At 57.4% G+C, this 26383-nt stretch carries 22 protein-coding genes; 8 read left to right on the forward strand and 14 right to left on the reverse strand.

Annotated elements, in window-relative coordinates:
• Positions 1 to 1344, reverse strand: coding sequence for a 4-aminobutyrate--2-oxoglutarate transaminase (gabT, locus tag BMZ01_RS05430; protein WP_092285239.1), 1344 nt, complete (start codon positions 1342 to 1344; stop codon positions 1 to 3).
• 168 nt (positions 1345 to 1512) lie between these two features.
• Here gabT and BMZ01_RS05435 point away from each other — a divergent pair, with 168 nt between their 5' ends.
• Positions 1513 to 3033 (forward strand): PucR family transcriptional regulator, encoded by a 1521-nt coding sequence (locus BMZ01_RS05435; RefSeq protein ID WP_092285241.1) that lies wholly within the window; start codon positions 1513 to 1515, stop codon positions 3031 to 3033.
• A 52-nt stretch (positions 3034 to 3085) separates the two neighbouring features.
• Here the strand turns inward: BMZ01_RS05435 and BMZ01_RS05440 are convergent, their stop codons facing one another.
• Together BMZ01_RS05440 and BMZ01_RS05445 are read right to left on the reverse strand one after the other, a co-directional pair.
• Positions 3086 to 4117, reverse strand: a complete 1032-nt coding sequence (locus BMZ01_RS05440) for a 6-phosphofructokinase (RefSeq protein ID WP_092285403.1) — start codon at positions 4115 to 4117, stop codon at positions 3086 to 3088.
• Between the two features lie 39 nt (positions 4118 to 4156).
• Positions 4157 to 5689: an MFS transporter gene (locus BMZ01_RS05445; protein ID WP_092285243.1), complete on the reverse strand. Its 1533-nt coding sequence runs from the start codon at positions 5687 to 5689 to the stop codon at positions 4157 to 4159.
• A gap of 153 nt (positions 5690 to 5842) precedes the next feature.
• Between BMZ01_RS05445 and BMZ01_RS05450 the strand changes: the two genes are divergently transcribed.
• Together BMZ01_RS05450 and BMZ01_RS05455 are read left to right on the forward strand one after the other, a co-directional pair.
• The gene (locus BMZ01_RS05450; RefSeq protein ID WP_092285245.1) at positions 5843 to 6163 is read left to right on the forward strand and encodes a hypothetical protein; all 321 of its coding nucleotides are present in this window, start codon (positions 5843 to 5845) and stop codon (positions 6161 to 6163) included.
• 246 nt (positions 6164 to 6409) lie between these two features.
• Positions 6410 to 7162 carry an SDR family NAD(P)-dependent oxidoreductase gene (locus BMZ01_RS05455; protein ID WP_092285247.1) on the forward strand — a complete coding sequence of 251 codons (753 nt, stop codon included), beginning with the start codon at positions 6410 to 6412 and terminating at the stop codon, positions 7160 to 7162.
• A gap of 266 nt (positions 7163 to 7428) precedes the next feature.
• Here BMZ01_RS05455 and gatA read toward each other — a convergent pair whose 3' ends face one another.
• Both gatA and gatC read right to left on the reverse strand, forming a co-directional pair.
• Positions 7429 to 8922 carry an Asp-tRNA(Asn)/Glu-tRNA(Gln) amidotransferase subunit GatA gene (gene gatA, locus BMZ01_RS05460; RefSeq protein WP_092285249.1) on the reverse strand — a complete coding sequence of 498 codons (1494 nt, stop codon included), beginning with the start codon at positions 8920 to 8922 and terminating at the stop codon, positions 7429 to 7431.
• A 9-nt stretch (positions 8923 to 8931) separates the two neighbouring features.
• Positions 8932 to 9225, reverse strand: coding sequence for an Asp-tRNA(Asn)/Glu-tRNA(Gln) amidotransferase subunit GatC (gatC, locus tag BMZ01_RS05465; protein WP_092285251.1), 294 nt, complete (start codon positions 9223 to 9225; stop codon positions 8932 to 8934).
• A gap of 292 nt (positions 9226 to 9517) precedes the next feature.
• Between gatC and BMZ01_RS05470 the strand changes: the two genes are divergently transcribed.
• On the forward strand, positions 9518 to 10183 hold the full coding sequence (locus BMZ01_RS05470; RefSeq protein WP_092285253.1) for an ACT domain-containing protein: 666 nt from the start codon (positions 9518 to 9520) through the stop codon (positions 10181 to 10183).
• Here the strand turns inward: BMZ01_RS05470 and ligA are convergent.
• Both ligA and BMZ01_RS05480 read right to left on the reverse strand, forming a co-directional pair.
• Positions 10180 to 12324: an NAD-dependent DNA ligase LigA gene (ligA, locus tag BMZ01_RS05475; RefSeq protein WP_177180074.1), complete on the reverse strand. Its 2145-nt coding sequence runs from the start codon at positions 12322 to 12324 to the stop codon at positions 10180 to 10182. The genes BMZ01_RS05470 and ligA overlap by 4 nt on opposite strands.
• A 229-nt stretch (positions 12325 to 12553) precedes the next feature.
• On the reverse strand, positions 12554 to 13528 hold the full coding sequence (locus BMZ01_RS05480; RefSeq protein ID WP_092285257.1) for an SLAC1 family transporter: 975 nt from the start codon (positions 13526 to 13528) through the stop codon (positions 12554 to 12556).
• A 71-nt stretch (positions 13529 to 13599) separates the two neighbouring features.
• Here BMZ01_RS05480 and BMZ01_RS05485 point away from each other — a divergent pair, with 71 nt between their 5' ends.
• Together BMZ01_RS05485 and BMZ01_RS05490 are read left to right on the forward strand one after the other, a co-directional pair.
• The gene (locus BMZ01_RS05485) at positions 13600 to 14496 is read left to right on the forward strand and encodes a LysR family transcriptional regulator (protein WP_092285259.1); all 897 of its coding nucleotides are present in this window, start codon (positions 13600 to 13602) and stop codon (positions 14494 to 14496) included.
• A gap of 116 nt (positions 14497 to 14612) precedes the next feature.
• Positions 14613 to 15281 carry a 3'-5' exonuclease gene (locus BMZ01_RS05490; protein ID WP_092285261.1) on the forward strand — a complete coding sequence of 223 codons (669 nt, stop codon included), beginning with the start codon at positions 14613 to 14615 and terminating at the stop codon, positions 15279 to 15281.
• A gap of 39 nt (positions 15282 to 15320) precedes the next feature.
• On the opposite strand, the gene BMZ01_RS05495 is transcribed toward BMZ01_RS05490, so the two are convergent.
• Positions 15321 to 16340, reverse strand: coding sequence for a uroporphyrinogen decarboxylase/cobalamine-independent methonine synthase family protein (locus BMZ01_RS05495; RefSeq protein WP_092285263.1), 1020 nt, complete (start codon positions 16338 to 16340; stop codon positions 15321 to 15323).
• Positions 16337 to 17437: a tRNA 2-thiouridine(34) synthase MnmA gene (gene mnmA, locus BMZ01_RS05500; protein WP_092285405.1), complete on the reverse strand. Its 1101-nt coding sequence runs from the start codon at positions 17435 to 17437 to the stop codon at positions 16337 to 16339. Before mnmA ends, BMZ01_RS05495 begins: the two co-directional genes overlap by 4 nt.
• Before the next feature lie 117 nt (positions 17438 to 17554).
• On the opposite strand from mnmA, the gene BMZ01_RS05505 reads away from it, so the two are divergent.
• Positions 17555 to 18448, forward strand: a complete 894-nt coding sequence (locus tag BMZ01_RS05505) for a spermidine synthase (protein WP_177180075.1) — start codon at positions 17555 to 17557, stop codon at positions 18446 to 18448.
• A gap of 7 nt (positions 18449 to 18455) precedes the next feature.
• Here BMZ01_RS05505 and BMZ01_RS05510 read toward each other — a convergent pair whose 3' ends face one another.
• Positions 18456 to 21197, reverse strand: a complete 2742-nt coding sequence (locus BMZ01_RS05510) for a bifunctional lysylphosphatidylglycerol flippase/synthetase MprF (RefSeq protein WP_092285265.1) — start codon at positions 21195 to 21197, stop codon at positions 18456 to 18458.
• 53 nt (positions 21198 to 21250) lie between these two features.
• Positions 21251 to 22522: an alpha/beta hydrolase gene (locus BMZ01_RS05515; protein ID WP_092285266.1), complete on the reverse strand. Its 1272-nt coding sequence runs from the start codon at positions 22520 to 22522 to the stop codon at positions 21251 to 21253.
• Positions 22523 to 22637: 115 nt separating this feature from the next.
• Between BMZ01_RS05515 and BMZ01_RS05520 the strand changes: the two genes are divergently transcribed.
• Positions 22638 to 23303: a lipase family alpha/beta hydrolase gene (locus BMZ01_RS05520; RefSeq protein ID WP_177180076.1), complete on the forward strand. Its 666-nt coding sequence runs from the start codon at positions 22638 to 22640 to the stop codon at positions 23301 to 23303.
• Between the two features lies 1 nt (position 23304).
• Here BMZ01_RS05520 and BMZ01_RS05525 read toward each other — a convergent pair whose 3' ends face one another.
• From BMZ01_RS05525 to BMZ01_RS05535, 3 genes are all read right to left on the reverse strand, one after another.
• A complete protein-coding gene (locus BMZ01_RS05525; protein WP_092285270.1) occupies positions 23305 to 24459 on the reverse strand; it encodes a cysteine desulfurase family protein in 1155 nt (384 codons plus the stop codon).
• Positions 24460 to 24461: 2 nt separating this feature from the next.
• Positions 24462 to 25421, reverse strand: coding sequence for an electron transfer flavoprotein subunit alpha/FixB family protein (locus tag BMZ01_RS05530; protein ID WP_092285272.1), 960 nt, complete (start codon positions 25419 to 25421; stop codon positions 24462 to 24464).
• Positions 25422 to 25490: 69 nt separating this feature from the next.
• Positions 25491 to 26297, reverse strand: a complete 807-nt coding sequence (locus BMZ01_RS05535) for an electron transfer flavoprotein subunit beta/FixA family protein (protein ID WP_092285274.1) — start codon at positions 26295 to 26297, stop codon at positions 25491 to 25493.
• Between the last annotated feature and the right edge of the window lie 86 nt (positions 26298 to 26383).

Raw genomic sequence — 26383 nt, forward strand, 5'->3', positions numbered from 1 at the left:
CTAAGAAGCCTCTTCCTTAAGGAACTGCGCCATCAATTCCAGCCCCTCATTCAACAAATCTTCATTAATCACCAGCGGCGGCAATAACCGAATCACATTCCCATCCATCCCACAGGTCAAGGTCAGCACACCCGCGGCTTTCAAACGCGCCGCAACCTTCGAGGTCAATTCCGGATCCGGAACCAGCTTCCCTTCTTTTTGCTTCCCGAGTTCGAGTGCCATCATGGCCCCACGTCCGCGCAGCTCGGCAATAATTCCCTCTGCCACAAGTGGTTCGAATACCTTGCGAGTAGCCCGCTCAATACCCTGCGCCCGCTCAGTTAAGCGCAGTTCTTCCATTTGCTCTAGCGCAGCCAGCGCCGCTGCACAGGCCACCGGGTTACCACCGTAGGTGCCACCCAAACCACCGACCACTGCAGCATCCATCATTTCTTTGCGCCCGGTTACAGCAGATAGCGGCATACCTCCAGCCAATGCCTTCGCAGTGGTAATCAGATCCGGCACTACTTCTTCATGATCACAAGCAAACCACTGCCCGGTCCGGCACAAACCAGATTGAATCTCATCGGCGACAAACACCACATCATGCTCACGGCACCAGGCAATCAATGCTGCTAAGAAGCCTTCCGCGGGTTCAATAAACCCACCTTCACCCTGGATCGGCTCATACACCACGCACGCTAAGTTCTCAGCACCGATTTCCCCTTCAATCATGCGGATCGTACGCGCGGCAGCTTCTTGCCCACTTAGCCCATCGCGGAGCGGATACGAGGTCGGGGCGCGGAAAATATCCCCCGCAAAGGGGCCAAACCCAGTCTTATAGGGCTTATTCTTCGCGGTCATCGCCATGGTCAGGTTGGTGCGACCATGGTAGGCATTATCAAACACCACCACCGCATTGCGTCCGGTATAAGCGCGAGCAATCTTCACCGCATTCTCAATGGCTTCCGCCCCGGAGTTCAACAACACGGTCTTCTTCTCGTGATCCCCTGGGGTAATCGCATTGAGCTTCTCGCACACCTCCACATAGGAGGCATAGGGGCTGACCATAAAACAGGTATGCGTCAGATGCTTGGCTGCTTCCGCAATTGCCTGAGCAACCTTCGGGTTCGAGGCCCCCACCGAAGTCACCGCAATGCCACTGGCAAAGTCGATGAAGGAATTGCCATCGGCATCCAGCAGTACGCCACCATCAGCATCCACCACGTAGCCGGGCAGTCCTGGGGATAGGGCTCGCGCTACCGCATTGATGCGGCGTTCATCCCATTCTTTGCTCTTCGGTCCGGGTAGCTCAGCGGTCTTAATCCGGCGGACCTGTTCTAGACGATGCTCCAGATGCTCCATGATGAAGGTTCTCACTCCTTAAAACACTGCGAACCCCAGCACTGTGCTGGTGATGTGGCTAGTATCGGGTCCCAAAAGTGCCCCACGACATATCCACTGTGGATAAAAACCACTTAGATACTCTCCCTGGCGGATATTCCTGGTTTCCTCAAGCAGAAAGCCCTCAGCATGAGCACCCCACTAGCCTCACTCAAAGTTTCCTGGTTGCTTGCCCAAAAACGCCTCGAGCTCATCCCCCATGTCCCCACCGACGCCGAATTCACCGTCGTCTACCCCTCCGAGCTCCGCGACCCCCGTGAATTCCTCTCCCCTGGTGACGCAGCTGTGGTACTCACCCTAGGCCTAGCCTTCGAGGAAGATCCCGAAAGTTTCGAAGACTATGTCATCCGACTCAAAGCCGCCGGATGCGCTGCCATTGGTTTCGGTACCGGGCTGTGCTTCCCCGCCGTGCCAAAATCCCTCATTAGCGCCGCCACCAAACACCACATTGGGCTATTCGAAGTCCCCCGGAAAATCCCCTTCCTTTCTATTCTCGCCAGCGTGCATGGGGAATTTTCCCGCCAACTCACCCGCACCCAAGACCGCCTGCTCGCCCTTCAAGAAGAACTCAATAAAGCTGCGATTCATGGTGGTCTCGAAGAACTTCTCCACCGCACCTCCACGGTTTTAGAATCCGCAGTTGCCGTGATCGACAATGACGGCCGCATCCACGCCAGTGCTGATTACCAACAACTTTCTGCAGTGGATACCGCCCGGCGCGCCGTGGCTACCGGTCGTGGTTTAAGCCGCGCCGAGATTAACTCCGTGATTCACCGCATGGCTAGCCAGGGGGAACGTCACCATATCTTCGTAGTGGTTCACCACGCACCGCTTCATGCCCAAGCCCGGGCTCTTATTAAGCATTCTGCTGGTCTGGCCGATATTTTATTGCAGCGCCCCAGCTACCTGCGAAAAGCCCGAAGTGAGCTAAATACCCTCGCGCTTTCTTTACTCCTCGGGATAGGTGGCCAAGGCCAAGCCATTAGTTCGGCTCTTCATTCGGTCACCGATTCCCGCGGGGAACTTCGCCCCATGGTGGTGCAGGCTGATGATGCTCACCGTTTGCAAAAAACTTTGAGCACCATTGATGAGCGCCTCGGTGATCATGGCCGTACTTTCTTCGCTCTTCCTTTGGATGAGACCACTGCACTGGTGGTCTTGCGCGGTACCCGCGGGGTGCAGGAATGTGCGGCGCACTGCGGTGATCATCGTTCGCGGCTGCGCATCGCCGTCGGTGCGCCGGTGTTGTGGAATCAACTCAGCCTGCAATCGGTAGAAGAACTGCGCACGGTTGCTGCTGCTACCCCACGTGGTGATACTTCTGGTCCCCGTACCCATGGTGCGAAGTGGCTGAAGGATCCGGTGGTTCAGGATATTTTGCGCCGCCGTACCGAAGAGGTGTTAGGTCGCCTACGCAGCCATGATCGGGAAACCGGTGAGGAACTCTGCGACACCTTGGTGGCCTATGTGCGCGCCGGGGGTTCGATGGGTTTAGCTGCTGAACAGCTAGGGGTTCACCGCCACACCATGCGTTCCCGGGTTGCCAAGATATCGCGGCTCATCGAGGTCGATATTGATGATCCGCTCACCCGCGCGGAGTTATTGCTGGTGGTGGTCGCTAATGCTCCCACCAGCGGCACCTCGGGATAAGAAAAAGGCACCGCCGGGAAATTTTTCCCGGCGGTGCCTTGGTGTTTTTCTTTTAGCCGAACATGGCTTGAGCAGTGATATAGCGTTCCATCGGAACTTCCTTGAGGGTGCCGACGGCTTCTTCGAGGCGGATCATTTCGATTCGTTCGCCGTGCAGTGCCACACAGGTGCCATAGTTTTCTTCATGGCAGGCGCGCGCTGCCCGCACACCATAGCGGGTTGCCAGCACACGGTCGAAGGCCGTTGGGGTGCCGCCGCGTTGGATATGCCCCAGCACAGTGGTGCGCACATCGTGGCCAAGTCGGTGGTGGATCTCATCGGCGATCTGCTGTCCGATGCCGGTGAAGGTCTTATGCCCGAATTGGTCGACTTCGCCTTCGCGCAGCTCCATCGTGCCTTCCTTCGGCAAGGCGCCTTCGGCGACCACGATAATCCCGTATTTTTCGCCCATTTGGAAGCGTCGTTCCATGGCCTTGGCGATATCAGCGATATCGAAGGGGGCTTCGGGGATCACTGTGTAGTGTGCGCCGCCGGCCATACCGGCGTGTAGGGCAATCCAGCCGACGTGGCGTCCCATGACTTCCACGATCATCACGCGGTTGTGGGATTCAGCGGTGGTGTGCAGGCGATCAATAGCGTCGGTGGCTACCGATACGGCGGTGTCGAAACCGAAGGTGAAATCAGTGCCGTTGACGTCATTGTCAATGGTCTTCGGTACGCCTACTACCGGGATGCCATTATCGGAGAGCCATTTGGCACCCTTGAGGGTACCTTCGCCGCCGATGGGGATGAGTGCGTCGATGCCGGCGTCGGCAAGGTTTTCTTTGATCTGGTCGATTCCGGCCTTGAACTTATCCGGGTGCAGCCGACCGGTTCCGAGGATGGTGCCGCCGCGCAGCAGGATACGGTCGATATCTTCGTCGTCATAAAGCTGAACTCGTTTGTCCTCCATGAGGCCGACCCAACCATCCTGGTAGCCGACGACAGTGGACCCAAACTCAGCGCTACAGGTGCGGACGATGCCGCGGATAACGGCGTTGAGTCCCGGGCAGTCGCCGCCAGAAGTTAGTGTCGCGATTCGCATAACCACCACTCTAACCCTATTAGCCCGATAACGCCCGATTTAGTCCGTTTGGGCATCTCTTTTTGCGGGTTGTTCTGCGGCTGCTTCCGACTTTTCTACTATCGCCAGTTCTTTTCTTTGGTGCTTATCCAAATCGGAGCGGAAGGCAGCGACCGAAGCAAAGCCCAGTAAGAGGGCGGCAGCGGGCAGTAGTAATGCCGTACCCATGGCGTCTTCCACGCTGGTTCCAGGTCGTGCGATACCTGCTTGCATAAGCGCTCCCACAGCGGCAGAGCCTATGACCGATCCGGTTTGCCGGGTCGTGTTATATACCCCCGAAGCAGCCCCCATGAACTTCGGTGGGATGGTGCGCATGGCGGTTGCGGAGTTCGGTGCCCAGATCAAGGTGGAGCCCACTCCCATGACAAACATGGAGATTAAGAATGCGGTTAATCCCCAATCGCGCAGCATCACAATGCCTAAGGCCCCAAGGGAGAGGCCCATGGTGCCAAAGCCAGTCATGGAAAGAATGCGGGGATGGATGCGGTCGCAGAGTTTTCCTACCACCGGGGAAAACACAATGGAGACGAACATCATCGGCATGGTCATTAATCCGGCGGTGCGGGCAGCCATGCCGAGGCCTTCTTGAAGGTAGAACATGGTGGGCAACATCATGGACGCTACTGTGAAGCCCATGGTCGAAATCGAGAAAGCAGCGATCGAGAAATTCCGCACCTTAAAGATGGCCAAAGGCACCAGCGCTTCAGTCCCCCGCTTTTCGGCGGTGGTTTGCAGCCAGAGGAATACGCTCATCAAGGTGATGCCGCAGGCAATGGCCGCAATACTGAACCAATCCCCGCCGCGGCGTGGTCCTTCCAAAATGCCGTAGACCAGAGAAGACATGCCCAGCAGCGACACCACCACGCTGAGAGCATCAATACGTCGGGCATGACGGGGCATCTCCGGCACCCAGAGGGTGACTAATACAAAGGACAAGATGCCAAACGGGATATTGATCCAGAAGATGGCAGGCCAACCAGCGGCAGATACTAAAAAGCCACCAAGTAGCGGTGCGATGACGCCTGCTAGTCCGCCGACTGATCCCCAAACACCATAGGCGGTACCGCGGCGATCACGAGCGAAAACGCGGTTAATCACGCTCATGGTTTGGGGCATCAAGATCGCTGCCCCCACACCTTGGATCGCGCGGGCGAAAATCAGCCATTCAATGGTGGGCGCTAAACCGCAGGCCGCAGAGGAGATCGTGAACAGCGTGATGCCCACGCGATAAATATTTCTCTGCCCATAGCGGTCCCCCAGGCGTCCGGTGAAAAGTAGTGGGACAAGAACGCACAGTAGATATACGGAGCTCACCCACACCACGCCGGTGAAATCCGCGTCGAGGTCTTCCATCATGGCTGGCGCTGCCACGGCCACAATGGTTTGGTCGAGCAGGATCATAAAGAACCCCACCACCAAGGCAGCTAATGCCTGCCATGCCTGCTTTTCGGGGAGCACAAGGTCCTGATCCGCAGTGGGGATCGGCCGCTTCCCGCGAAGGCGTCGGCTCTTTCCTGTCGAAGGGGTCGTCATCAAAGTCCTGCACTAGAAGTTTTCACTGTATGTGTGGGTGTGTCGAGGCGCTTTCCTTTATGAAGGTACCTTGCCCCATCACACTCTGTACATGGGGTGGGCGCCAAACAACCCCGCCCACCATACCGCCCACCTGGGGCTACACTCAGGTGCATGAACACGACTCTGAAGAAACCTCAAGATGTCAATACCGCCGCTGTTGTCTCAGTGGGTCTCATCGGCGGCTGGCTCACCGCTCGCGAAACTGGGATCCGCCCACTCGGTCTCGTCCCCCTCGGCTCTGCTTTGGGCTGGGCGGGCCGCAGCTGGCTAGCTAAGCGTGATTGGAAGGTCTGCGCTTTGCTTTCCGCTCTCTACATCGGTGCCTTCGGTGCTTCCCACCCCTTGGCTAAGAAGATCGGTGCTTGGCCTTCGGTTCTCACCGTCACCGGTTCGGTTGCTGCCGCAGCCTACGCGCTCAGCGACTCTCAATAATCCTCCTTCCGCTTTCCTCCCTGGCACTGCGGTGCTGGGGGTGATTTTTTCTGCACGGATTCAGGGCGAGTATTACGCTGGCCTCCCATGGGGACCAGATCACCCCACATTCCTTAATAGGAATGAAAACTACTCGCAATTAGAGGTGTCCCATATTCCTTATTGGAAATAGTTAGCGCAAGATAATTTCCACGAATATGGGGATAGCGGCACCTCCTGACATATACATTTAAGGAGCCCAACAATATGGGAAATTCTCTACACAATCGTGCCGCAGTGGTCACCGGCGCGGGTGCCGGCATCGGCCGCGCAATCGCTTTAAAGCTCGCTGCTGAAGGCGCCAGCGTCGTAGTCTCAGACATCGATGAAAGCGCTGCCCAAAAAGTAGCCGAGGAAATTAAGACCAGCGGCGCACAAGCTGTCGCGGTGAAGGTTGATGCCAACTCACCCGAAGACAATGAGCTGCTGGTTTCCACCGCTGTTAAGGAATTCGGGTCCTGCGATTTAGCAGTGAATAATGCTGGTCTGGGCGCCCCGCCGGCAAAGCTTGCAGAGATCGATGACGCCACCTTTAACCGTGCTGTCGATGTGACCTTAAGGGGCACGTTCTATGGCATGCGCGCACAGCTAAAGCAGATGGAAAAGCAAGGTCAAGGCGCTATCGTCAATATTTCTTCGATCGCTGGCCTGCAAGCTTCCCGACTCTTGTCGCCCTATATTGCCGCCAAGCATGGTGTGGTGGGCCTAACACAGACCGCTGCCTTGGACTATGCCGAGCAGGGCATTCGGATTAACTCTGTAGCCCCAGGTCCGGTGCGTACTGCGGCTTTTGCCACCTTGCCGGAAGAACGCATTAAGGAAGAAGAAAACAAGGTTCCGCTGAAGCGTTTGGGCGAGCCAGAAGACATCGCTGAGGCAGTCAGCTTCTTGCTCTCCGAGCAGGCCAGCTTCATCACTGGTGTGGTGTTGCCGGTCGATGGCGGCTCGGTTGTTGCCTAGCTTCCTCGTTGTGATGGGAAACTACCCCGCTTTATTGCCCCTAGCCTAAAAGTGGCTAAGGGTGTATAGTTTCCGAATATAAACGCGCTATGGGGTTGATCCATTAGAGGTTAGATTAACCTTATTGGAAATACTCTTCGCGAAGGTTTTTAGTGTACGACAGGTCCACCGCCAAAACTGCACTCTTCATCTTCGCGCCATAGCACGTTGAAAATAACCCCCCTGAGCCTTCGGCCCAGGGGGGTTATTTAGCTTCGCAGCGCGGTTTAGTTCAAACCAGCCTCGAAGGCGGCACCTACTCGGTAGAGGCGATCATCCTGGAAAGCCGGTGCCATAATCTGCAGCCCCACCGGAAGCTGGGTATCAGAGGCAAACCCAGCCGGAACGGACATGCCGCACAGCCCCGCCAAGTTCAACGGCAGGGTGCACAGGTCGAAGTTGTACATCTCCAAGGGGTCTTCCGACTTCTCACCCAGCTTGAAGGCGGTGCTCGGGGTAGTCGGGGAAATCAGTACATCGCACTGCTCATAGGCAGCCTTGAAGTCCTGGGCGATCAGCGTACGCACGCGCTGTGCCTGCAGGTAGTAGGCATCGTAGTAGCCCACCGACAAAGCATAGGTACCTAGAATAATGCGGCGCTTAACCTCCGGGCCGAAGCCCTCGGCACGAGAGATCGCCATGACTTCTTCTGCAGAGTGCGTGCCATCATCCCCGGCGCGCAGGCCATAACGCATGCCATCGAAGCGGGCCAGGTTGGAGGACACCTCACAGGGCAGGATCAGGTAGTAGGCGGCCAGCGCATCATCAAAGTGCGGGCAATCAACCTCAACGATCTTCGCCCCCTGAGACTTCAGCTGATCCACAGCAGCGGCGAAGCGCTCCAGCACACCGGCTTGGTAGCCTTCGCGGTTAAATTGCTTGACCACACCGATGGTCATGCCGGAGAGATCTCCCTTAGCGCCTTCGCGGGCAGCCTCCACCACGGGAGCTACCGGGCGGTCCACGCTGGTGGCGTCGAACTTGTCATGTCCGGCAATCACTTCATGCAGCAGCGCGGTGTCTAGCACTGTGCGGGCGCAGGGGCCACCTTGGTCCAAGGAAGATGCGCACGCAACCAGGCCATAACGCGAGACCGTGCCATAGGTGGGCTTCACACCCACGGTGTTGGTCAATGCAGCTGGCTGGCGGATGGAACCACCGGTGTCAGTACCAATAGCCAGCGGGGCTTCACCGGAAGCAAGGGCGGCGGAGGAACCACCACCGGAACCACCAGCGGTGCGCTCCGGGTCATAGGGGTTGTGGGTAGGGCCATAAGCAGAGTTCTCAGTAGAAGAACCCATGGCGAATTCATCCAGGTTGGTCTTGCCGAGAATCGGGATGCCGGCTTCGCGGATGCGGCGGGTAACGGTTGCATCATAGGGGCTCATATAGCCCTCAAGCATCTTCGAACCGCAGGTAGTCGGCGCATCAGTGGTGGTGAATACGTCCTTGAGTGCCAACGGCACACCAGCAAGGGCGCTGGCGGGTTGCTCACCGGCATCCAGGGATTTATCCACTGTATCGGCGGCAGCGAGGGCAGCTTCTTCGCCTACGTGTAGGAAGGCGTGGAGCTCGCCATCAACATCTTTGATGCGCTTAAGGTGAGCTTCGGTGACTTCACGGGAGCTGACTTCGCGGGAGTGGATTTTTTGGGCCAGTTCGGCGGCGCTCAGGCGAGTAAGTTCCTCGGCGGAGTCAGTGACAATAAAGGTTTTAGCCATGATGAGTTCTTACTCCCCCAGGATCTGTGGAACGACGAAACGCTGATCTTCAACATTGGGTGCTTGATCCAGCGCTTGTTCGGCGGTCAGGGTTTTCACCACAACATCTTCACGCATGCTGGTGCGAATATCGTGGGGGTGGCTCATCGGTTCAACACCTTCGGCGGCCACCTGCTGCACGGCGCTCACATTGGCGATGATGCCGTCAATTTGTTCAGCGAATTGATCGAGTTCCTCATCGCTGAGCGCTAATCGGGCTAGTTTCGCGAGGTGTGCGACCTTGTCGCGCGAAATCTCAGGCACTTTGCGGCTTCTTTCCTCGTTCGTAGAGATTCTTAGAAGAGTCTTTTCCTTTTGCGGGATATACCTCGCTCATACTACTGCACCCCCTCAAGGCGAGGCAGGTGCCGGGGCGGGTGTGGCAGCGCTGCCGCCTAGACAATCATCTGATGAGTGCAACCCCGAGAGGGGTTAAGGGGCTCTTCCCTGCGCCCGGTTCGTGACGTTACTATCCTTGACACGTGGGGCATTCCCACACCCCTCACACTGCGCTGCCGCATTCTTGCGACCTGATCACCCTGGAAGGTGATTTCCTATGTCTTATTTGATCCGCGTCTTACTCCCCGATGTGCCCGGTAGTTTGGGCCAGCTTGCGGAAGCTTTTGGCATGGTAGATGGCAGCATTCAATCAGTAGATGTGGTGGAAGCTTTCCCAGATGGCACCGTCATGGACGATATTGTCATCGCCCTGCCAAAGGGTGTGATGGCTGATACTTTGATCACCACCGCGCAATCACTCGATGGTGTGCTGGTGGATTCCATCCGCCCATTTTCGGGGACTATTGATCGTCGCGGGCAGATCCAAATGTTGGCGAAGGTATCCGCAGATCGCCGCAATGTCACCAAGGCGATGGAAACTTTCACTCAAGCGATCCCGAAGTCCATGACGTCTTCCTGGGGCATCGTGTTGGATAATTCGGATCCGATCCGCCGGGTGGCGGCCTCCACCGCCGCTCCGGAAGATGATGGCTCAACCCCCATCAGTATTGATGTGGATGCCCCACGGACCCTCCGCCCGGAGATCGAAGGGTGGATTCCGGAATCCTGGGGGTTATTGGATTCGGCGTTGGCGGCCACGCCTTTAACCGGCACCTCCATGGTGTTGGTGGTGGGCCGAACCGGAGGACCGGATTATCTGCCCAGCGAGGTTGATCACCTCGGGGATCTAGGCGCCATCGTCGGCGGGCTACTCTCCTCCTAAACTCCTCCCAAGGCTTCCGGGCCACCGTGGAGCAAGGCCTCGAATTGCTCCCCATTGATCACCGGGATGCCCAGCTCCTCGGCTTTTTTATCCTTGGAGCTGCGCGCCCCGCTGGCATTAACCAGGTAGCTGGTGTTCTTCGATACCGAGCCGGTGGCCTTACCGCCGCGATCCATAATCGCTTCTTTAATGCTTTCGCGGGTATAGCCTTCCACCGCGCCGGTCACCACAATGGTGAGGCCCTCTAAGGTTTGGGCGAGGGTTTCTTCGGGTGCATCTTCTTCCATGGTCACCCCGGATTTCGCCCAGGAATCAACAATATTTTGGTGCCACTCCACCTGGAACCAATCATGCAAAGATGCCGCCATGGTGGGGCCAACACCATCAATTTTTTCATCCAACTCCCCTTCTGCCGCTGCTGCCATCAGCGCGGGAAGGGAATGGAATTTTTGACTAAGCAGCTTCGAAGCCACCGGGCCGATATGGCGGATCCCGAGAGCTACTATCACTCGCCACAGGTCAGTGTCTTGAGCTGCTTTGAGGCTTTCTAGAAGGTTGCGGCCATTGGCATTAACTACCTCGGTGTCTTCTTCCCCCTTGCGCACATACATGCTGCACTTCAGCAGTGCTTCTTCATCAAGGTCAAAAAGCTCTGCTTCGTTTTCTAAGATGCCTTCTTCAATAAGTGCGCGGGCGCCGCGCTCCCCTAGCCCATCAATATCGAAGGCCTTGCGGGAAGCAATATAGGTTAAACGGGCAATAATCTGCTCCGGGCAACGCTCCGAGTTCGGGCAGCGCCAATCCACATCCCCTTCATTCTGTGGGGCCAATGTCGCCCCACAAGAGGGGCAGTGTTCCGGGAAGATGAATTCCTTTTCTTCACCATCGCGGCGTTCCACCACCGGGCCTAGGACTTCGGGGATCACTTCGCCGGCTTTGCGCAGCAACACAATATCGCCGATCAATACACCCTTGCGTTTTACTTCTTCTTGGTTATGCAGGGTGGCTCGCGAAACCACTGAGCCGGCGAGGAATACCGGATCCATATCGGCAACCGGGGTGACCCGCCCGGTGCGCCCCACATTGGGGAAGATGTTTTTGAGCAACGTGGTGGTTTCTTCCGGCGGGTACTTATAAGCAATCGCCCACCGCGGGGCACGGCTGGTCATCCCCAGGGCGCGCTGGGACTCACGATCATCAACCTTTACCACCAGCCCATCCATTTCATGGAGGGCCTTATCGCGGCGCTTCGCCCAATACTCCACCTTCTCGTGCACCTCAGCTGCACTATGCACCTGCTCGGTATAAGGCGAGGTCGGAAGCCCCCACGCAGCCATCGCCAAATAGGCATCATGCTGGGTTTCCGGGGCGAAGCCCTCGGCGCTACCCAGCCCATGGCAAATCATCCGCAGCCGGCGTTTTTCCACTTCCTTGGAGTTCTTCAGCCGCAAGGACCCGGCCGCCATATTCCTGGGGTTCGCGAACTCTCGCACCTTCTTTGGTTTACGAACCCGCTTCTCCCCCTTGGGTAGATCCTGCTGGGCCTGCCAGGTGGCTAATTGTTCCTCATACTCGCGTTGGCGGGTCTGGTTAATCTCAAAGAAGTCCTCCACGGTAATGAAGACCTCCCCGCGGATCTCCACTAATTCTGGGATGGGGTAATCTTCGGATTCGCTGAGATTATGGGGGATATCTTTAATCACCTTGGCATTGGCGGTGATGTCATCGCCCACCTCACCATCACCACGGGTGGCGGCGCGCTCTAAAACACCATTGCGGTAAACCAAGTCGATGGATAGCCCATCGATTTTCAGCTCGGTTAAATAGGTCTTCGCCGGGGCGGAGGCTAACCAATCATCGAGTTCTTCGACGTTAAAGACATTATCTAAAGAGAGCATCCGCTCAGGGTGGCGGACTTTGGCGAACCCTGAGCTTTCTTTCACCGGGGCGCCGACCTCTGCAGTGGGGCTTTCCGGGGTGGCGAATTCGGGGTGCTCGGCTTCGAAGGCTTGGAGTTGGCGGAAAAGTTTGTCGAATTCCGCGTCGCTAATTTCGGGGGTTTGGTTGTAATAAAGGTCGCGGTGATGGCGGACTTGTTGGGCGAGCTCTTCCCATTCTTGGCGTTTATCTGCGTTAGTCACACAGCAGATCCTACTGTTTGGCTACTCGCGTGTTAAGAGTCATCAGCTGCGGCATACCCTCACCCCGCGTGTGCCGCGGGATCACTATGCCCCCCTAATGCCCGCGGGTCTCGGATAAAGCAAAGGGAAGACCCATGAAGGAAGCGAGTGGAACGCCCCTTCATGGGTCTTCGGATACCAGCCTACGTAGTACCTCTGGGTTTTGTGAAGTTTTGCGGAATAATTGTTATCACTTCGAGGACACCCGCGGTACACCGCTGAGCCAGCCGAGGAAGCGCACAGCGCTCACCCCCCAGTGGCAGAACAAGATTATCAAGAAGATCAGACTGAGGGAGTCCCACCAGGCATGACCACTGCTAGCAGCTAAATAATGGCTACCCAGGCACAGCGTTCCGGTGGGGAAGGTAGAGCCCCACCAGCCGGGCGTGTAATCCGGGATTTTGGGTAGCGAACCCCAGAATTTGTAGGCCGCGTAGGCAAACATGGGGATCCCTAAGGTGAACATCACATAGCCGTAGATCACGCCCACATGCTTCCAGGTATCCCCCACGGCGAGTACCTGCGCGGCGGCGGTGGATTGCCCAACAATGCCCAGTGGGATCCAGGCGGTGCCGCTTAACCCCAGCGGGAGATGGAAATTGCCGCGGATCACAGAAAGGTAGACGCGCGCGAAGGTCGGCGGTGCGGTGAGGAAGCTCATGAAGAAGCACACCACCGCCAGGCTATGGATGGTATGCGAGGTGGACTCGCTGAAGAACCCAGATTGCGCTAATTGGCCGCCCACCGTTGCCCCAACCATGGGGGCCACGAGTGCCAAGCCCCAGAGGAAGGTGGGCGCGCCGTGGAATTTGCGCAATTGATTAAGGCACACCACCACACCTAAGGCGGTGCCAATAATCCAGGCATAGGCTTGGACTGACCAATGCCCGGTTAAAGACGTCATGGCCGCACCCCAGGCGAGGATGCCCATGCTGGTCATCCCCCATGGCCCCATGAATTCTTGGTGGAAATGTGGGTTCCGGTATTTCAGGAAACCGAAGATGATAACTAAGAGAATGGCGGTGGCAAGCACCACCATAACGTCGCCGAGCAGCTCAAAGTGGTGAACATGGCTTAAGGTCGCCGCAATACTGGTGCCCATCAGGCTACCGGCCCAGGCGGGGCCTGCCGGTGGAAGCTGCGGCCGCTCAATTTTTAAGGTCATGAAGGGCTATGTTAGGCCCTTAGCGTGGGCTTATGCCCCAACGATCACCTTGGCGGGGGTACCATGGTTTCATGTACCCACAAGTCCCTGATGTTGCCCACCTCAAGGCATTACGCGCCGTCGCCAGCGCAGGTTCGATCTCCGGTGCTGCGCGTGAATTAGGGATCCCCCAGCAAACCGTGTCCGCGCGGATTGCGCGCTGCGAAAAACTTTTGGGACTGCGGCTTTTCCTGCGCACCCCCACCGGTGTGGAACCCACTGAGCGCGGCAAGGCCGTTATTGGGGCTGCTACCCCGCTGCTGGATGCCGCGCAGCAATTCAGTGAACATGTGGCCTCGCTGACCCAGGTGGATTTCAGCGGCAGCTTCCCCATTGCGGTATCTCACACCATTGCAGAGATTTATTTCGCTACCTGGGCAGCGGAGTTTCGCCGCGCGCGCCCGAAGGTGCGCATCCATATGACTCAGGCTAATTCCCAGCAGGTCCGCGAGTTAGTGGCCCAAGGCCGGGTGCGGTTGGGCTTAGTAGAAGATGCCCGGCGCGCCACCCCCAGCCAATCGGAGGTGGATTTAGGCCAAGACTCCTTGATTTTGGTGGTGCCCCCTACTCACCCTTGGGCAGGCCGCGACGCGGTAACGCGTGAGGAGCTTCAAGAAGCTTCGCTGGTGGTGCGCGAACCAGGTTCTGGTACTCGCCGCGTGATTGAGGAGGTGTTGGGCCCCTTAGGGCCTTCAGCTGGGGAGTTTGGTTCGCTATCGGCGATGCGCTCGGCGATTATTTCTTTGGATGCACCGGGCATTATTGCGGCAAAAGCGGTGCACGATCAGATTGACAGTGGGAAGTTGGTGCAGGTTCCCACCCCTGAGTTGAATTTCAGTAGGCGTTTAATTGCGGTGCAGCCGCCAGGCTATGTCTCTGATTCGGCGGCAGAGTTCCTCATCGGGATTGCGCAGAATTCCTTTAAATAACCCCTGCTGGGGTTAGCTGCTGTTCGATTGCAAAATAGCTATTGAGCTGCAGTGTTATTGGGGGTCGTCGAATAGTGGCACACCCGTGTTCCGGCCCGAGTCTAAAGTATGGGGGCATGACCTTCGATCGCTCCCGTCTTTTAAGCTTCGACCTCGAAACGACCGGCCTGGACCCACACACGGCCCGGATTGTAACCTCCGCGATGATTCGCATCGAGGGGCGATCTGTCGACCCCCTGGAACTCCTGGCCGATCCCGGCTGCGAGATCCCCGAAAACGCCACGAAGGTTCATGGCATCACCACCGAATATGCTCGCGAACATGGTCAACCTCATGATGAGGTACTCAAAGAAACCATTAGTCGCATCCGTGCCGGTTGGGATGATGGCCTTTCTTTGGTGGTGTACAACGCCCCCTATGACCTGTCGATTTTGCGTTGTTTGGATCCCGAATTCACGGTCACAGGATTGGTCTATGACCCCTATATTATTGACCGCATTAAAGATCCCTACCGCAAAGGTAAGCGCACCTTAACGCACCTGTGTGAGCATTATGGTGTGCGCATCGATAAGGCCCATGAGGCAACCTCAGATGCCCTGGCGGCGGCCCGCATTGCTTGGAAACAAGTGCAGGTGTGGCCGGAGTTGGCGCAGATGAACGAAGGGGAACTCATGGAGTTCCAGGCGGTCGGCTTCTATGAGGTTCAGCAGAATCTGCGCGCCTGGTTAAGTGAGCAAGGAAAAGACACCACCCGGGTGTTTACCTCCTGGCCCATGCAAGGCTAATTCCTATCTTAGGCGAAGTGCTGTGTCCGAGATCCTGGACTAAAGGTCGCCTGCGTCTCGATACAGCATCGAAGCAATGCGGCTTAGCCGACGGTAGATTGCGGCTTGGCCCGAGTAGTGGGCAGCAGCCGGGGCGTGGTGCACGTCAATACCTTCGGTGAGCACTTCCCGGGATAATCCGAGTTCATCAACGAGCCGCGCAATTTCTGTGGCTGCGGTGCGATCAGCATCTTCATCATCAATGGCGGCTAGATCCAATCCGAGCCCTACCCTTAAGTCTGGGATGCTCAGCGCGCGGGCGAGATTATCTAAATCGTGGTGCGTGCGCAGTTGATCTAAGGACAGCTGAACTGTATCTGCTTCGGAGATACCCACACCGGCGTGAAAGAGCAGCTCCCATAAGACGGGTTGCCCGCAGAGATTCAGCATCACCGAGGCACAATGTTCTTCGGCGCGTAGCTTCTCTGCGATCCTGCCAATCAGCTGCGCTAGGTCTTCTTGGCGAATGGGGGGAAGCTCATCAAAATCAGTGGTGCCGCGGATCCGGCCGGCTGCGATCTGGGCGATCAACGGTTCATCTATTTGCACATGGATCGCTGGGTCTTCAAAACGGCGGGCAAGTTCAGCACAATGCTGGGCAATCCCATCGGCAAGAGCTTCACTTAGATCCCGGCGCGCCCCCGCATCGCTTAACACCAAGTGCCCATTAGTCACCTCGATGCTGACCGCTAAACTCCAGGGCCCCATAACTTGGGTTTTTAAGCTAGGAAGCCTTGTTCCCCAGGTTTCCTCGCAGGCATCCAGGTCAGCTTCTAGCAGGTCCCAGCTTCGGCGAGTAAGCAGTTGGGGGCGATCACGTAAGACCCAGGCGCGTGGCCCGCGGTCAATGCTGAGGTGGCGTATTATCGCTGCGCTTCGGCCCACCGCATCCGCGCCGAGGCCGCGTTCGCTGAGCTGCGGCAGGTGCGGGAAATCGGGGGTTTCCCCGGTGATGATATCGGCGGCTAGGTGAATATCGGTGCCGGGGAATTCACCAATCCCATAGGCCCGCACACTCATTCTTGGCTGCTTCTTCCGGTGGCATTAATGGTGCCTGAGCCCACCACAATATCGCCGAGGTCATCATCGGCTGGAAGGTAGAGCACCGCGGCTTGGCCTGGGGCCACGCCTTCAAGCGGCTGGTGTAGCTCCAGGGTTAAAGAATCTGCCGCACGGTCCACGGTGGCATGGCAGGGTGCTAACCCACCATGGGCACGTACCTGCACGGTGCACTCAAATTCTCCATCCATAGCTGGGTGTAAATACTTCAGGCGATCAGCATGAATGCGGGTAACAGCCAGGTGTTCGCGCGGGCCCACGGTAACAGTGCCGCAGGTGGGGTCCACCGCGGTGACATAACGGGGGCGGCCATCTTTAGCAGGGGTTTTAATATCCAGACCTTTGCGCTGACCAATGGTGTAGCCAAAGACATCGGTGTCTTCTTTCAGCACGGTGCCTTCGGCGTCTTTGACTACCCCAGGGCGCACCCCAATGGTGCGGCCTAAAAAAGCGCGGGTATCCCCATCGGGGATGAAGCAAATGTCATAGGAGTCTGGTTTATTAGCCACCGGGAACCCATGGCGGGCGGCTTCCTCGCGGATCTGCGGCTTGGGAGTATCCCCCACCGGGAAAAGGCAATGGTCTAATTCATGGCGGCCGAGTACCCCCAGCACATAGGACTGATCCTTCTTCGGATCCTCGGCGCGGCGGAGGTGGCCTTCATCATCAATCCGGGCGTAGTGTCCGGTGACAACCGCATCAAAACCTAAGGCGATGCCGCGTTCCAAAAGGGCGGCGAACTTAATGCGCTCATTGCAGCGCAGGCAGGGGTTGGGGGTTTCACCACGGGCATAGGAGTCCATGAAGTCGCCGATGACTTCGCGGCCGAAGCGTTCGGAGAAATCCCACACATAAAAGGGGATGCCGAGGATATCGCAGACGCGGCGGGCATCCGCGGAGTCTTCTAATGAGCAGCAGCCGCGGGAGGATTCCCGCACTGCGGCGGGGTCCTTCGATAGTGCAAGGTGCACGCCAATAACGTCGTGGCCGGCTTCAACTGCACGGGCTGCAGCTACGGCTGAATCCACTCCGCCGCTCATGGCCGCAATCACGCGCATGATCTGCTTCCCTTCCTCTTTCATATCCTTAGGGTTTAGTAACGGCGTGTCAGTGTACCTTCGTGGCCTCAGGGGCACATAGTCAGTGCCACCTGCGGCTTGTTAACCTTAAGCCCCATGGCCAGAAGATCGCGCGCCCACAAACATAACGCCGCACCGCAGTCACGTATTCCACTTAATGAAGATATCCCCATTGATACTGGCGTGGCTCGTGTGGAGGAAGATCCTTATCGCAGCGGTGGGCTGATTCTTTATATCAATGGGGTGCCCTCTTCGCATGTGGTAATCGGTGATCCACAGGCCCTGGAATTTGAGTACATGCGGTGGATCGCTGCGCTAATAAAAATTTTGGTGCATGCCCGCGAGGACTTGGTGGAAAGCTCCTTGAAGATCACGCACCTAGGTGGGGCGGGGTGTTCGCTGGCGCGCTATTTCGCAGACCTCTACCCGCAGTCGCGGAATACGGTTGTGGAATTAGATGCCAAGCTGGGGGAATTAGTGCGCGATTGGTTTGATATCCCGCGTGCCCCACACGTGAAGATCCGCGCAGCAGAAGCACGGGAGGCGACGGAAAATTTTTATCCCGCTAGCCGCGACATCATTATTCGCGATGTATTCGCCGGGGATAAAACCCCGCGCTCGCTGGCGACCGTGGAATTCTTCCAGGCGGTGAAGAAGTCGCTTAAGCCTACTGGGGTGTATGTGGCTAATTGTGGGGATCATAAGGAATTGCATGGTGCCCGCGCGGAGCTTGCTGGGTTGCGGGAAGTATTTGCCCATGTTGGGGTGGTTGCGGATCCTCCGATGCTTAAGGGGCGACGCTATGGCAATATCATTTTGATTGCTTCGGATGGGGAGATCCCAGCTGAGGATAGTTTCTTGCAACGCAAACTCGCCGGTGAGCTTTTAGGCGGTGCCGTGCCGGCGCAGTACCACGGGGATTCTTGGGTGAAAAAATTTGTGGGCCAGGCGAAACCTTGGCGTGACAAGGCGCCTGACCCACAGGGCTAGGGAAGAATTATTTCTCGGAAGTCGCCAGCATCTTCACGGCTTTGACGGCATCGCGCGGGGAGAAATCCGGCAGGTAGCAACCAGAGATCGCAATACCGATCTTCGGTAGTGCCAGCTCATCGTTGTAGCAGAGGAACCAATCATGGTGCTGGGGGTGGAACTTATATTTCGAAGCCGCCAGCGAACGGAACCCATAGAGCGGTTCCATTAGCTCCCCAAGTTTTTCTAGCCCCTGGTCAAGGAGCTCCGGGCGCAACACCGAAGGGATCTCCTCAGTGAGCATCGGGGTGTTATCTGCTTCCGGGTTGCTAGCGGCGAGCTGGTGCTCCGCTGGCTTGGCAGTGTCGGTGCTTGGGGCTTCTTTACTTGGTGCCTGAGTTCGGGCGAGCGGCGCGCCGGAAAGGGATACCCATTGCAGGCCTAATTCCGCGGCTTTCACTGCTGCTTCAGCCAATAGGTACTCGATTACGGGGCGGAAGCCTGCGGTATTGCGGCGCATAAAGTCCAGGGTGTAGCCCACAATCTGCCCATGCTCATAGACCGGCAACCAGCTGGTGACGCCGTGGACTTGGTTTTCTTCATCCACCGCCAAAAGCAGCATGGTGTCAGGGTCTTGAAGCTCCTCAATGCCACCTAAGGTAAAGCCCATTTCCGGTAAGGACTTATCAGCCACCCATTCTTCCGAAAGGGCAATAATGCGATCCTGTAATTCCGGGCTAGTGTCTGCCCAACTCAGCCACTCAGTGCGGATGCCCTCTTTCTTGGCGCGGTTGCGGGCGGTGCGAATATTTTGGAATTTCTTGCCCTTGAACTCAATGGCGTCGGTGCTTAGCACGGATTCTTCTGCCACCCGCACGCGATAATAACCACGGTGCAGGGCGCGGTTTCTGCTAAATTCCTCGCGCACCGAATACCAGGCCACATCCCAGCCTTGGCCGCTGGCAAATTTTTCAAACTCATCAGCCAACTGCGCCACCAAGCGCTGGGTATCTTCACCCACCAAGGCGGAATCGTGGAAAGGCTTATGGCTAGCAACGGGTTCACCAACGGTGACGGCAATCCCATTACGTACACGGTAGGCAACATAGCCGCGATCGTCTGAAGCAAACCAATAGCGGTTATCTGGCCACACCGTCATCCAGGACAAATGGTCACCACTACCGCGGCGGAGTAATTCCCTAGCGCGGTCGCGGTCTCTTTCTGCTGAGGGGTCCGGCACGCTCATGAGCATGAAGTACAAGGCCACCGCAATCGGCAACCACAACAGGTTGGTCACCCAGGCACTTAAGGTCAAGGTCAATGGGGTTTGGGCTACCAGGGCATGATCCAACATGGTGGCAAACACCGGCGGCAACCAGATGCCGGGGAGGTCTTGTAATAACAACCCCACCGTGGCGGTAGGCCGGAAGCTGCTTTTCACCGACAACCCCACGAGGATCCACACTGCAGCGCTAAAGGCTTGGGCGATGACAAACCACAATGCGAACCAGCTAATACTTTCCAGGCGGATCGGTACCCGGAAATAATGCCGGGTGGTGATCAAGGTCAGCAGGCACACAATCCAGGGCAGGCAGATGAAGCAGCCCAAAAGAACCCAAATATGAAGATCAAGGCTTTCGCCGCTGACAGTGGCATTGCGTTGCAAGGTAAGATACAGCTGGCTCATGGCCACACCCATGGTGACTAGCTGCGCCACGATGGCCAACCACCATGCCACATGCCGTCCGCGAGCTAAGCCCCAACAGATCACCGCCTGCACAATCAGCGGCATGAGATTAGCAATCGCTGCCCCTACCCCACTGAATTGGGAGTTGATCAACGCATTGCGGCAGGCCTCTGATTGTGCATCAGCGGTGCACACAACTTGGAGGTATTCCAAGGATACTTCCGGCTCCCATAAAAACGCGGTGGTCACTGAGAAGGGTCCATCGGCAAGGGGGTTTAAACCGGCGATCACGGGGCCGAAGGCAACCAGGAAACACAGCATGGCTACTAGGTTGCGGCCTTCGCGGTGGGATACGTGGCGGCCAATCAGCGGCAGCGGTTCTTTGCGCACCACCATGCCATCTAAAAGACCAAGCGCTACCGCCACAGCCGCTAGAACATCACTAAGGTTCCCGGAGTAGAGCACCATTGCGGCTACCAGTACCCCAAGGATGAGGCGCACGCGGCGACGCCACAACAGCGGCATGCGGCTCGTGGCAAGAGCCGCGGTACCTAAAATCCAACCCATGGGGGTCAGCAGGAATTCCTTCATCAAAGCCCCGCCCCAGAAATTCAGGCCGCTGCTATCTACCAGGTGTACCCCAACCATGACGATCGGCACGCCAATAACATGCAAGCCGAAGGCGGTAATAGCAAAGCGCACGCTGCCTAAAAGGCGTTCCGCGGGCACTGCGAAGATAAGGGCGGCGATGGTGGCTAGGATCGCCCCGGAGTGCAGCCCAGTGGATAAGGCGCTGCTAAAAAGATGCCAATCGAAGATCTTAAAGGGCATGCTCATTCCCAGGGCTGCCCACATGTTTTCTGGGTCAGGTCCAATGAGTGCGCGTAGCAGCCACATCACTGCGATAAGGGTGATGGTCACTGGGGTGCGCAGCACTTGGCCTAGGAGCCACTTCAACCCGAATACGGTACTGCGGTAAATCTCTTTGAGGGGGCCGGGCAGGCTGATTGTCTTGGCTGCAGGCTCCGCAATACTCGTAGTATTCACTGGATTCTCGGAAGTCATCTGGGTCTTTTCGTTCATGTTCTGGGGAAGAAAAATATAGCGGAAAGAAGCGTTACTCGGAGGATCGTCGATTAGGGGTTAATGCCGCCACGGCGCACCACCCAATCCAGGTTTTCTCTAAGAGCCACCCGCCACACCTCATAGGAGTGCGCGCCAGGCACGGTGGTGAACTCGGTGCGCATGCCCACCTGCTGGGTGAGATCATTGAGTTTGGCTAGTGCCTCACCGGAGGATTGATCGCGTTCACCGGCAACAAAACGCCCGGCGATACCGCGGAAGCGTTGATCTTTATCGGCTGCTGCGCGGGATAAGATAGTAGCCGGGTTGATCGCTTCGAAGGCCTGCTCACTGCCGCCGAAGAAGCGGTCCAAGGTTTCCTTGTGGCTCCCGATGGTTGGTTCGGCTTGACCGGAGAAATTCAAGAAACTGCCATAGGCCCGTGGGGAGTTAGTCACCACCTGTAAAGCGCAGGTGCCGCCGTAACTTAAACCACCAATGGTCCAGGAACGTTGATCAGGGTTAATCCGCGGGAAATGTTGATGGATAAGTTCTGGCACATCACGCGAGAGATAGGTCTGCACCTGGTCTTCTGGCCCATCAATGCATAAGGGGTTGGCGGTTAAAGAGCCAGTGGCATCGACGCTTACTATCACCGGGGCAATGCCATCGTGTTGAGCTTGGTAATTATCGGCGGTGATTTCTCCTTGGCCATTGGAAAACCATTGCATGGGTTGCCCGGGGTTTCCTGCCATAAGTACCAACACCGGGAGTCTGAGTTCCGGTTTAGTCCAATAAGCGGGCGGTACATACGCCACCGCATCCCGGGCTTTGAAGCCAGAAACCTCACCAGTTGCCGGAATTCTCACCAAAGCACCGGCTGCCTCGCCATCAATAGTCGGAGGCAGGGAAAGTTTTTGGAATTCTTGGTAATCCATCCGCACTGCCTGGGGTGCAGGATGTAAAGACGCCAGGGTTGGGTATTGCTGGTACACCAGATTCGCGCATCCCCACGCCGCGGCAATCGATAGCACTGCGGGCAGAATCAGCCTGATCCGCCAGCCGCGCACCACAAGGGCGCTCAGCACCACAAAGGCAGAAGCCGCGCTGGCTAGATAAACCCGAAGCGGTACGGGGTCTGGGAAGGGGCGCCAGATTTTTTCTAAAACTAGCCACACCACCGCGGTGAGCGCTAGGGAAATAATAAGCGTCCAGCTAGTGCGCGAGCGTTTTTCAGGGTCAAAAAACCCGAGGGCGGCAATCAGTGCGCAGATAGTCACGGCGCTAACTAGCACTATCGCTGCGGGGGTATCCACTAAAGAAATGGAACGGGCAAATTGGCTCACGCCATCCGAGCCTAAGGCAACAACAGCCCAGCTTAGGCACGGAAATGCACTTCCCCAGGAAACTCACAGCAAGCTCTGGGCACACCGCCACGTTGAAGACGCTAATCTCAGAAACATGTCCTGGATTACCCGGATTCCCACACATTTACCGCTACCGGATCCCGTTCCTTGGGATAAGGCGCACCGGATAGTGGTGGTTTTGCATGGTACCGCCAGCTCCCCGGGTATTTTCCGAAGGCTCGCCCGAGAAATGCGGGCAGATCACGTACGTGTCGAAGGGGTCCCCTACGCGGCTGCCGGTACTGGGGATTTACACCGCGGGATTGAAGAGGTAGCCGAAAAGGTCAATGAGATTATTGCCAAAGCACAAGGCCGCCGCGTAGATGTGGTGGGGCATTCTCTGGGCGGATTAATGGCGCTGCGGCTTTTGCATCGCCGCCCACATATTCGCCAACGCATCACCACCTTAATTGGTTTGGGGGCGTGTTGGCGTGGGGTGCCCACCATGCGCGCACGTTGGGCGGAGTGGATGGTGCGTTTGATCGGTGGGAAGGCTTTCACCCAAATCAAACAACCCCTCCCCTTTAGCCCGCAATTACCAGAGGGTGTAAAGGTGGTGTCGGTGGTTTCTGATGCCGATACGGTGGTGCCCGCGGATTCTGCCACCTTGGGCACGGTGGTTCCCATTAGTGGGGTGAGCCACCGCAAATTACCGGGAGAAACTGGGTTGATCCGCAGGCTCTTGGATCTACCCTCAAAAAAGCACGCGCACCAGGACTAGATTAAGCCATACCTGCTGCGCGGGCTTGTTCCACAATGCCGGGAAGTACCGCCAACAACTGATCAACCTCAGCTTCGGTGGTGGTGCGCCCCAAACTAAAGCGTACTGCCCCCCGTGCATCTGCTTCACTTACCCCCATTGCTAAAAGCACATGGCTGGGGCGATTCACCCCTTGTGAGCAGGCCGAACCAGTTGAAGCAGCAATTCCTTGGGAATCGAGCAGCATAATCAAGCTATCGCCTTCAGCACCGCGGAAGCAGATATGCACATGCCCGGGAAGCCCCTCACCACTGTCACTATCAGCACTGATGGTGAGCACATCCGGGATGCTCGCCTGAATACCGTGCAAAAGCCGATCGCGAAGTACTCGGCGGGAAGCTGCTTCTTCTACTTGTTCGGCGCAGGCTTCTTCTAAAGCAGCCGCTAGGGCGGCGGCAGAGGCCACATCGGAGGTGCCGGGGCGCAGCCCACGTTCTTGGCCACCGCCGTGTAATACCGGTAAGGGGGCTGGGGAACGTTTGGCTAAAAGCACCCCAATTCCACGGGGACCACCGAATTTATGGGCGCTTAATGCCAAGGTGGTGGCACCCAATTCATGGAAATTCACGGGAATGTGGCCCACTGCTTGGACGGCATCGATATGCACCGGCACACCATATTCTTGGCCCAGGGCGCATAATTCTTTGACCGGTTGGATTCGGCCAGTTTCATTATTGGCCATCATGCAGGCAATAAGTGCAGTGTCTTCGGGGAGGTGTTCGGGCACCTCAATAACTCCACAATCTCGCGCTGTGAGGAAGTCGGTGCGGGCCCCCTCAGCCATCAGGGTGCGCGCAGGTTCGAGCACTGCGGAATGCTCGATCTCGGAAAGCGCAATGCCGGGGCGTGGGGTGTCGCCTTGGCGTGCCCGCCATAGCCCCGTGAGCGCCAGATTATCGGCCTCGGTGCCACTACCTGTGAAAATAACCTCCATGCGGTCCGCGCCTAAGCAGGCGGCGATGCTATCGCGGGCATCTTCGAGGACCTTGCGGGCGGCGCGTCCGGCGGCGTATTGCCCGCCGGGGTTCAGCAGTCCGCTGTGGTGGACCCAGGTGTCGCGCGCGATGTCGCGCATGGGGGTGGTGGCGGCGTGGTCGAGGTAAATCTGAGTGTCCATAGTTAGGCTTTGCGTTCGCGAATTTCGCGGGCTAATTCGGGTGCCAAATCATGGACGTCGGCAACTACACCTAAATCCGCAATCGACATGATGGGGGCATCTTCATCATTGGTTACCGCAATAATCGTGCGGGAGGTTTGCATCCCGGAGGTGTGCTGAATAGCACCGGAAATACCCAGGCTAATATAAAGATCCGGCGAAATAGTAACGCCAGTTTGGCCAATTTGTAGGGCGCTGGGGCAATAACCCAAATCCACGGCATCGCGGGTGGCACCTACTGCAGCACCCATGGAATCGGCTAGGCCTTCCACCAATTCTGCGAAGCCTTCGGCCGAGCCCACGCCGCGGCCACCGGCGATCACGGTTTTTGCTTCCGCCAAGTCTGGGCGGTTGCCGCGCTCAGCGGGGCTAAAGGAGGTGATTTCCACGTTCTTTTGGTCCGGAGCGGGCAGCTCAATGGCCAGCAATTCGCCAGCACCCGGGGTGGCTGCGCTGGCCTCAATGGCGCCGCGGCGCACGGTATAGACAGGGCTTTCGCCACCGACGGCGGTATCCACGGCAATGGTGTCGCCGAAAATGGACATGGTGGCGCTGCGATCAGGGTTAATGCCGGTGACATCCACCAGCACACCGGAAGCCACGCGGGCGGCAACGCGCCCAGCGATCTCATTGCCGGCGGCGGTAGCGGAAATAAGGATCGGGCCCGCTTCACCCGCAGCCAGGGAGCTCAACGCATCCACTGCGGGGAGGATGAGGCGGCGGCTAGCGCCTTCAGCTTCAGCGGCGATAATGCGGGCCGCGCCGAGGGCTTGGAGTTCAGGTTGGAGGGCGGCGGCGGTGCCAGGTTCGCCGACGACCACCGCGGTGGCTTCGCCTAAACCTTGGGCGAGGGTGAAAAGTTCCGCTGCGGCGGAGTCAACGTGGCCATCATTGTGGTCGATGAGAATATAAACAGTGCTCATGGTTTTCCTTCAGGGGGCCTTTATCAGGCCTTCGGGGTTTTGAGGCGGGCGTAGTTCTGGAGGGCGTGCTTAAGAGAGCAGCTTTCGTTCTTCCAGGAAATCGACAATGGCCTTCGCGGTGGCGGCGGAATCATTGTCGCGAATCACTTCACCAGCCTGCCGCTCCGGGCGGCGCGCAGCATTGGTGACCACAGTTGCGGCGTGGGCTTGGCCAACCTGCTCGGCAGCCACCCCCAGATCAGCGATGCTGATAGCGGGGATCTCCGTTTTCTTCGCTGCCATAATGCCCTTGAAGTTGGGGAAACGTGGGCGATCAGCCTGATCGGTGACCGTCACCAGCGCGGGCAACCCGGCGCGTAGTTCATAGCTGCCTTCATTGCTCACGCGGGTACCGCTAATGCTGGCAGCCGCGGGATCTACCTGCATGCTGGTGAGGTGCGTAAGCGCAGGCAGCTGCAGGTATTCGGCGATAATGCCCGGCAGTGCACCGGTACCGGCATCGGAGGAAGCATTACCGGCAATCACCAGCTGCACATCTTCTAAGGAGTTAATGGCATTGGTCATCGTCCAGGCGGTGGCCAGCACATCAGAGCCTGCTAGGGCATCATCGAGCACATGCAGGGCGGAATCTGCGCCCATGGCAATGGCTTTACGCAGGGCTTCTTCGGCACCCTTGGGGCCAATGGTGATGGCGGTGACGCTATATCCGGCATCGGGGTGCGCTTCGCGGATGCGCAGGGCTTGTTCCATCGCGTACTCATTGATTTCGTCGATCACCGCATCGACATTTTCCCGGTCAAGGGTGTAATCATCCTTGAGGTCCTTGGTGGACCAGGTGTCCGGCACATTCTTCACAAGTACGGCAATGGTGGGCATCTCGGACATTCACCTTCACAAAATTAGGGTTCAAATACTTCAGGTTTGCTTAACCGCCATAGTCTAGCCTCCCCAAGCACTCGACG

Source organism: Corynebacterium spheniscorum, assembly GCF_900113445.1.
GTDB classification, from domain to species: domain Bacteria; phylum Actinomycetota; class Actinomycetes; order Mycobacteriales; family Mycobacteriaceae; genus Corynebacterium; species Corynebacterium spheniscorum.

Excerpts from the sequence above, each read along its gene's own strand:
- gabT (WP_092285239.1), bottom strand. The coding sequence starts at position 1,344 with ATGGAGCATCTGGAGCATCGTCTAGAACAGGTCCGCCGGATTAAGACC.
- BMZ01_RS05435 (WP_092285241.1), top strand. The coding sequence starts at position 1,513 with ATGAGCACCCCACTAGCCTCACTCAAAGTTTCCTGGTTGCTTGCCCAA.
- BMZ01_RS05440 (WP_092285403.1), bottom strand. The coding sequence starts at position 4,117 with ATGCGAATCGCGACACTAACTTCTGGCGGCGACTGCCCGGGACTCAAC.
- BMZ01_RS05445 (WP_092285243.1), bottom strand. The coding sequence starts at position 5,689 with ATGACGACCCCTTCGACAGGAAAGAGCCGACGCCTTCGCGGGAAGCGG.
- BMZ01_RS05450 (WP_092285245.1), top strand. The coding sequence starts at position 5,843 with ATGAACACGACTCTGAAGAAACCTCAAGATGTCAATACCGCCGCTGTT.
- BMZ01_RS05455 (WP_092285247.1), top strand. The coding sequence starts at position 6,410 with ATGGGAAATTCTCTACACAATCGTGCCGCAGTGGTCACCGGCGCGGGT.
- gatA (WP_092285249.1), bottom strand. The coding sequence starts at position 8,922 with ATGGCTAAAACCTTTATTGTCACTGACTCCGCCGAGGAACTTACTCGC.
- BMZ01_RS05470 (WP_092285253.1), top strand. The coding sequence starts at position 9,518 with ATGTCTTATTTGATCCGCGTCTTACTCCCCGATGTGCCCGGTAGTTTG.
- BMZ01_RS05480 (WP_092285257.1), bottom strand. The coding sequence starts at position 13,528 with ATGACCTTAAAAATTGAGCGGCCGCAGCTTCCACCGGCAGGCCCCGCC.
- BMZ01_RS05485 (WP_092285259.1), top strand. The coding sequence starts at position 13,600 with ATGTACCCACAAGTCCCTGATGTTGCCCACCTCAAGGCATTACGCGCC.
- BMZ01_RS05490 (WP_092285261.1), top strand. The coding sequence starts at position 14,613 with ATGACCTTCGATCGCTCCCGTCTTTTAAGCTTCGACCTCGAAACGACC.
- BMZ01_RS05495 (WP_092285263.1), bottom strand. The coding sequence starts at position 16,340 with ATGAGTGTGCGGGCCTATGGGATTGGTGAATTCCCCGGCACCGATATT.
- mnmA (WP_092285405.1), bottom strand. The coding sequence starts at position 17,437 with ATGCGCGTGATTGCGGCCATGAGCGGCGGAGTGGATTCAGCCGTAGCT.
- BMZ01_RS05505 (WP_177180075.1), top strand. The coding sequence starts at position 17,555 with ATGGCCAGAAGATCGCGCGCCCACAAACATAACGCCGCACCGCAGTCA.
- BMZ01_RS05510 (WP_092285265.1), bottom strand. The coding sequence starts at position 21,197 with ATGAACGAAAAGACCCAGATGACTTCCGAGAATCCAGTGAATACTACG.
- BMZ01_RS05520 (WP_177180076.1), top strand. The coding sequence starts at position 22,638 with ATGTCCTGGATTACCCGGATTCCCACACATTTACCGCTACCGGATCCC.
- BMZ01_RS05525 (WP_092285270.1), bottom strand. The coding sequence starts at position 24,459 with ATGGACACTCAGATTTACCTCGACCACGCCGCCACCACCCCCATGCGC.
- BMZ01_RS05530 (WP_092285272.1), bottom strand. The coding sequence starts at position 25,421 with ATGAGCACTGTTTATATTCTCATCGACCACAATGATGGCCACGTTGAC.
- BMZ01_RS05535 (WP_092285274.1), bottom strand. The coding sequence starts at position 26,297 with ATGCCCACCATTGCCGTACTTGTGAAGAATGTGCCGGACACCTGGTCC.